A 5,201-nucleotide genomic window follows, 5' to 3' on the forward strand; every position below is an offset into this window, starting at 1 on the left:
GGGGAAGTCCCTTTCATTCGCTATGATGCAGCTGCATTAATGGATGCCGATACACGGCTCTCCACAGGGCAATAATCAGCGGGTGCCGGGGTAGTGATGCGGGTTGATTTGGGTGAGCACGATGGCCTCGAAGGCCTGCCGCGTTTTCAAATGGCGGTGCAACAGGTTCGGCGTCTCGGACGACTGATGTATGTGAGCGGTGGGGTAGGCGCGTTCGGGCTGCTGCTGGCGCTGTCCATCGATCTGTTTTCCCCTGGTTCATTGTGGATGGCCGTGCTGGGCAATGCGTCGGCGGCGCTGATACTGCTCGCTGCGGGCCTGCAGTCGGCCAGGCACGTCGCGATGTGGCGTGCCCGCGCGTTGGCTGCACCTGTTGCCGCAGACTCTCCCGCAACGGCGCAAGCGCTCGATGAAACCGGCTGGTATGAGCGCCTGCTTACCCGGCTGAGCGATTCGGGCGAGTCAATGGTTCGGCACATCGGCAGCTCGACCCTGTGGCTTGCCGGGTGGGCAGTGCTGGCGTTGATCGTCATCCGCGCCTTCTGGAACCTGACGTTGTCTGGCTCCGACCTTTCCACTTCAGGCAATCTGGCGGGCAGTCTTCTGTTGCTGTTGGCGTTCGGGCTATTGGTCATCGAGCGGCAACTGAGCAGCGAGCCCGAAGGCCAGTCGCCAGAGGCCGGGGCGCTGGCGCAGCTGGTGCGCATGACGCTTATCGTTCTGTTGGTCGGCGCGTTGTGCCTGTTCTTCTCCAGCGCTGATCGCGTCTGGCCTGCACGGCTGGCTGTGTTGATCGGCCTGCTGCCATTGGGTGTGGCGCTTGAATTTCTATTGCGGGCTGTGTTGTCGGTGTTCAGCCCGCGCACTCCGCGTCTCGAGCCGCGCCTGCTGGCCGCCAGTTTTATCGCTGACCTGCTGCGCTGGCCGCCGCGCCCGTTGCTCGCTTTGCAGCATGAGCTGCACAACCGCTTCGGCATTGATCTGCGCCAGATCTGGGCCTTTACCTACATGCGCCGCGCCTTTTTGCCGGTGCTGGCGGTGGTTGCAGCGCTGGGCTGGGCGCTGAGCGGCGTGCATGAAATTCCGATGCAGGGGCGAGGCATTTACGAGCGGTTCGGCAAGCCGGTCGAGGTCTTCGGACCGGGTCTGCATGTCGGTTTGCCTTGGCCGTTCGGCCGGGTTCTGGCGGTTGAAAACGGCGTGGTACATGAGCTTGCGACCAGTGTTTCTGCGGCCGACGCGGCCGAGCAGACGCTGGACCCGGCCGAAGGCCCGCCGCCGGGCAGCGCCAACCGGCTGTGGGATGCCAGCCATATCAACGAAAAATCCCAGGTCATTGCCAGCAGTGCCGGCGATAAGCAGAGCTTTCAGATCGTCAATATGGATGTGCGGTTCGTCTACCGCATCGGCCTGACAGATGCCGCGGCGATGGCCTCGACCTATAACAGCGCCGATATTCCTTCTCTGATCCGCAGCACGGCCAGCCGCGTGCTGGTGCATGACTTTGCCTCGCGCACGCTGGACGAGCTGCTCGGCGAACAGCGCAGCGGGCTGGCCGATGACATCGGCAAAGCCGTGCAGGCTGACTTGCAGCGTCTGGACAGCGGCGTTGAACTGCTCGCCACGGTGGTCGAAGCCATCCATCCGCCAGCAGGTGCCGCCAATGCCTATCATGCCGTGCAGGCTGCGCAGATCGGCGCACAGGCGCTGATCTCCCGCGAACGCGGTACGGCCAGTGACAAGGCCAACCAGGCGCAACTCAATGCCAGCGTTGCCCGCGATCAGGCCAGTGCCGCAGCCAGTGAAGTTCTGGCCACAGCGCAAGGCGCGGACCTGCGCTTCAGTGCCGAGCGCCAGGCTTATGCCAAGGCAGGGCAGGCGTTTTTGCTGGAACAATACCTGGCGCAACTGACCGAAGGCCTGGGCAATGCCAAGCTGCTGATACTCGACCACCGTCTGGGCGGCGACAACGCGCCGACCATCGACCTGCGTACCTTCACCCCACCGGCAGACCCAACGGCGCCGCGTAAAGCCGTTCAGTAAGGAGTCGTCCCTTGAGTCTGTTTCATCATCATCACGATCACGCCGACCACGATAGCCATGACAGTCACGGTCATGGCGGCCACGGCCATCATCACCATCATCATGGCGCGACCGGTCCGGCAGCGTTCCCTTGGCGACGGGCAAGCCTGGCGGCGGTGCTGATCGCCTTCGCGATTGCGGCGGCGAGCCTGGTGCAGGTGCGCTCGGGTGAAGCGACCGTCGTCACCCGCTTCGGTAATCCTTCTCGCGTTCTGCTCGACCCGGGCCTTAACTGGCGTTGGCCCGCACCGTTCGAAGCGACCATTCCGGTGGATCTGCGCCTGCGTACCACGTCCAGCGGTTTGCAGGATGTCGGCACCCGTGACGGCTTGCGCATCATCGTTCAGGCCTATGTGGCGTGGCAGGTACAGGGCGATGCCGACAACGTGCAGCGCTTCATGCGCGCGGTACAAAACCAGCCCGACGAAGCAGCGCGGCAGATCCGCACCTTTGTCGGCTCTGCGCTGGAAACCACCGCGAGCAGTTTCGACCTGTCCAGCCTGGTGAACACCGACGCCAACAAGGTGAATATCACCGCGTTCGAAAATCAGCTGCGCCAGCAGATCGATCAGCAACTGCTGGCGACCTATGGCGTTCGTGTTCTGCAGGTAGGCGTCGAACGACTGACCCTGCCGTCGGTGACGCTTAACGCCACCGTGGATCGCATGCGCGCCGAACGCGAGACCATCGCCACCGAGCGGACCGCCGTGGGCAAGCGTGAAGCGGCGCAGATTCGCTCGGCAGCCGAGCGCGACGCGCGCATTGTCGAGGCCGATGCCACGGTCAAGGCGGCCGATATCGAAGCGCAGTCCCGTGTTGAAGCCGCGCAGATCTATGGCCGCGCCTATGCGGGGTCGCCGCAGCTCTACAACCTGCTGCGCTCGCTGGACACGCTGGGCACCATCGTGACGCCGGGTACTCGCCTGATACTGCGCACCGACGCCGCGCCATTCCGCGTGCTGGTGGATGGCCCGCCAACGCTGGACGGCAAGAGCGGAACGCAGCCATGAGCCAACCGGTCGACGAGCCCGTAACGCAACGACCGCCTGCCAACAGCCCCTGGTTGCAGGCGAGCCGACTGGCGTTCATCGGACTTTATGGCGTGACCCTGCTGGCTGCGCTTGCCTGGGCGACGTCCAACGTGCGCCAGATCGATCCGCAGAACCGTGCCGTGGTCATGCGCTTCGGCGCGCTCGAGCGGGTGCAGAACGCAGGATTGCTGACCGCCTGGCCGCAGCCGTTCGAGCAGGTAGTGCTGCTGCCCTCGGCTGATCGGGTGATCGAGCGACGGGTGGAAACCCTGCTGCGTTCGCCAGCGGCACTCAAAGCCGATGAAATCGCGACCCTGTCAGCGCCGATGAGCGATGCTCTGGCAGGTTCTGGTTTTCTGCTGACCGGTGATGCCGGTGTGGTGCAGCTGGACGTCACCGTGTTCTACAAAGTGACTGACCCCAACGCCTTCGTATTGCAGGGCGATCATGTATTGCCCGCACTGGACCGGCTGGTCAATCGCAGCGCCGTGGCGCTGACTGCAGCGCGAGACCTGGACACCATTCTGGTTGCCCGCCCCGAGCTCATCGGCGCTGACAGTCAGGCGGCAGAGCGTCGTGAGCGGCTGCGCGGCGATCTTGTGCGCGGCATCAATCAACGCCTGGCTGAGCTCAACGCGACCGGGATGGGCATCGGCGTCGAAGTCGCTCGGGTGGATGTGCAGTCGAGCCTGCCGACGTCGGCGGTCAATGCTTTCAATGCCGTGCTGACGGCCAGTCAGCAGGCTGACCAGGCCGTGGCCAACGCACGCACGGATGCAGAAAAACTGACCCAGACCGCCAATCAACACGCTGATCGGACCCTGCAAGTGGCGCACGCACAAGCTTCCGAGCGCCTGGCCAAGGCACAAGCAGCCACCGCGACCGTCGTCAGCCTGGCGCAATCTGCCGAGAACCGCAGCGATCCCGGCCTCATGCAGCGCCTTTACCGTGAACGTGTGCCGGGCATTCTGCATCAGGCAGGTTCGGTCACCACCGTCGATCCCAAAGACGATTCCCGCCTGATCATTCAGGGAGCACCGCAATGAGTGGCGAAGCCGTTCACACCCATCACGCCATCAAACCGCAAGCTGATGGCAGTCTGCTGAGCAACGCAGAGCAGCGTAGCGCAGCCCGGCAATTGACCCTCGCGATGCTGGCGCTGGGCCTGTTGGCATTGGGTCTGGTCTGGCGTTTTTTCGCTCCGGAACAGGCAGGTGTCAGCCAATTGCTGTTGGGCGCTGCCTCGCTGCTGGTGGCGATACCTGTGATCAGCGCCGGTTGGCACAGCCTGCGGCATCCAAGCCTGCATGGCATCACCGATCAGTTGATCGCGCTGGCGATGCTCGGTGCCTGGGCCACTGGCGATCTGATGACCGCCGCCTTGCTGCCGATCATCATGATCTTTGGCCATGTGCTGGAAGAGCGCAGCGTGATCGGCTCGCAGGAAGCCATCGAAGCGCTGGGTCGTCTGACCCGCAGTCAGGCACGTTTACTCGGGCCTGACGGCAATATTCGCGAGGTCGACAACGCAATGCTCAAGGCTGGCGATCAGGTTGAAGTGCGTGCAGGTGACCGGGTCCCGGCGGATGGTCGGGTTCTTTCCGGGCAGGCCAGTCTGGACACTTCATCAATTACCGGCGAGTCGGTGCCACTGGAAGCCAGTATCGGCATCGAAGTGTTTGGTGGGGCGATCAACCTGGACGGGCTGCTGCGTATCGAAGTGACCCGCATCGGCGATGAGTCCACGCTGGGCAAGGTCATCGCGCTGATGCAGAGCGCGGAGCGTTCCAAGCCGCCGATCACACGCCTGCTGGAACGCTACGCAGGCAGCTACATGGTGCTGGTTTTGCTGATCGCGGCGCTGACTTGGTTTATTACTCAGGATGCTCAGGCGATGCTGGCGGTGCTGGTGGCTGCCTGTCCCTGCGCACTGGTGCTTTCGGCTCCGGCCACGGCCATCGCCGGTATCGCAGTCGCCGCGCGGCACGGCATTTTGATCCGCAGTTCGGCGTTTCTCGAAGAACTGGCTGACCTGAACTCACTGGTTGTGGATAAAACCGGCACCCTGACCTATGGCCGACTGCGCTC

General features: G+C 63.6%; 4 protein-coding genes (1 of these 4 running past the window's edge). All 4 read left to right on the top strand.

All coding sequences use genetic code 11. The features are described from left to right. Positions 1-96 precede the first annotated feature (96 nt). Tightly spaced (at most 11 nt apart), the 4 genes in view from hflK (ALO64_RS21890) to ALO64_RS21905 form a layout consistent with a single transcriptional unit that may run on beyond the window. Positions 97-2,043, top strand: a complete 1,947-nt coding sequence (gene hflK / locus ALO64_RS21890) for a protease modulator HflK (RefSeq protein ID WP_044343600.1) — start codon at positions 97-99, stop codon at positions 2,041-2,043. 11 nt (positions 2,044-2,054) lie between these two features. Then, positions 2,055-3,092 carry a protease modulator HflC gene (gene hflC / locus ALO64_RS21895; protein WP_002555935.1) on the top strand — a complete coding sequence of 346 codons (1,038 nt, stop codon included), beginning with the start codon at positions 2,055-2,057 and terminating at the stop codon, positions 3,090-3,092. Beyond that, positions 3,089-4,159 (top strand): protease modulator HflK, encoded by a 1,071-nt coding sequence (gene hflK, locus ALO64_RS21900; protein WP_005734943.1) that lies wholly within the window; start codon positions 3,089-3,091, stop codon positions 4,157-4,159. Before hflC ends, hflK (ALO64_RS21900) begins: the two co-directional genes overlap by 4 nt. Then, on the top strand, positions 4,156-5,201 hold the 5' portion of the coding sequence (locus ALO64_RS21905) for a heavy metal translocating P-type ATPase (protein WP_054991802.1). Its footprint extends 874 nt past the window's final position; only the first 1,046 of its 1,920 coding nucleotides appear in the window; its start codon is at positions 4,156-4,158; its stop codon lies off the right edge, out of view. The genes hflK (ALO64_RS21900) and ALO64_RS21905 overlap by 4 nt, the downstream gene beginning before the upstream one ends.

It is taken from the genome of Pseudomonas meliae (assembly GCF_001400515.1).
In the GTDB taxonomy this organism is placed as follows: domain Bacteria; phylum Pseudomonadota; class Gammaproteobacteria; order Pseudomonadales; family Pseudomonadaceae; genus Aquipseudomonas; species Aquipseudomonas amygdali.

Excerpts from the sequence above, each read along its gene's own strand:
- hflK (WP_044343600.1), top strand. The coding sequence starts at position 97 with ATGCGGGTTGATTTGGGTGAGCACGATGGCCTCGAAGGCCTGCCGCGT.
- hflK (WP_005734943.1), top strand. The coding sequence starts at position 3,089 with ATGAGCCAACCGGTCGACGAGCCCGTAACGCAACGACCGCCTGCCAAC.